Origin of the sequence: Mesorhizobium sp. GbtcB19, from assembly GCF_019091085.1 — a bacterium.
Lineage (GTDB): Bacteria > Pseudomonadota > Alphaproteobacteria > Rhizobiales > Rhizobiaceae > Mesorhizobium.
Genome location: NZ_JAGXJY010000622.1, coordinates 1 through 231 on the forward strand (window position 1 = coordinate 1; position 231 = coordinate 231).

Below are 231 nucleotides of genomic sequence, written 5' to 3' on the forward strand. Positions count from 1 at the left end.
TGGATATGGCCGTGCCCGGTCCTGATCTCTTCGCGCCTCCCCCCCCGCAGCACCCTGAGCTGGAAGTGGGTCGGGAGGAAATATTCCCCCGCGATGTGCAGCTTCGATTCCGGCAACAGGTGATGGATGTCGGCGACGCGGCCGGGGGTGGTGTTCTCGATCGGGATCATGGCGGGCTCGGCCTTGCCGGTCTCGCCCGCGTTGTAGGCATCCTCGAAGGTCGGGGAAGGC

General features: G+C 66.2%; 1 protein-coding gene. It reads right to left on the reverse strand.

Annotated features, from left to right (window positions below):
• On the reverse strand, positions 1-231 hold a 231-nt coding region (locus tag KVT37_RS33240; protein ID WP_306797051.1), incomplete at both ends, for a prephenate dehydratase domain-containing protein.